Origin of the sequence: Photorhabdus noenieputensis (assembly GCF_018448935.1) — a bacterium.
In the GTDB taxonomy this organism is placed as follows: Bacteria; Pseudomonadota; Gammaproteobacteria; order Enterobacterales; family Enterobacteriaceae; genus Photorhabdus; species Photorhabdus noenieputensis.
Map to the genome: position 1 here is coordinate 1 of NZ_RCWC01000155.1, position 729 is coordinate 729.

Here is a 729-nt window from a genome sequence, read left to right on the forward strand (position 1 = left end):
ACCGCAATACGGTTAACTTCCTGCACTGGGCGCAGCAGGCTTTTGAAACGGAAGAGATCCGTCAGGTGCTTTTCTCAACGTCGATGAATTTCGACCTGTCCGTTTTTGAATGTTTTATGCCGTTGTCGCGTGGCGCGGCGATTTATCTGGTGGAGGATGCGCTGTCATTGATGCAGCATGCCCTGCCGGTGACCTTGATCAACTCAGTGCCGTCTGCGATGAAACCGTTATTGCAGGCTCAGGCGCTGATGGCGTCGGTTCATACGGTCAATCTGGCGGGGGAACCGCTTAAAGGCGCTTTAATTAAACAGATTTTCGCAGACACGCCAATAGAGCGGTTATGTAATCTCTATGGACCGTCTGAAACGACCACCTATTCGGCCTGGTTGCCGATACGGCGGGGTGATCGGATCATTGAAAGTATCGGCCGTCCGATAGCCAACACCCGCCTTTACTTACTGGACGAGTATGGTCAACCGGTGCCGTTGGGCGTGGCGGGGGAAATGTATATCGGGGGCGCGGGGGTGGCGCGTGGCTACCTCAATCGCCCAGACTTGACGGCGGAGCGTTTCCTGCCCGATCCGTTTAGTGATAAACCGGACGCCCGGATGTACCGCACCGGGGATGTCGCCCGTTATTTGCCGGACGGCAATCTGGAATTTCTGGGCCGTAACGACCAGCAGGTGAAAATCCGTGGCTTCCGCATTGAACCGGGGGAAATTGAATCCC

The 729-nt window shown here is 55.6% G+C and carries 1 protein-coding gene; it reads left to right on the forward strand.

What is annotated here, in order from left to right; genetic code table 11:
* On the forward strand, nucleotides 1-729 hold a 729-nt coding region (locus EAE91_RS23620; RefSeq protein WP_214090559.1), incomplete at both ends, for an AMP-binding protein.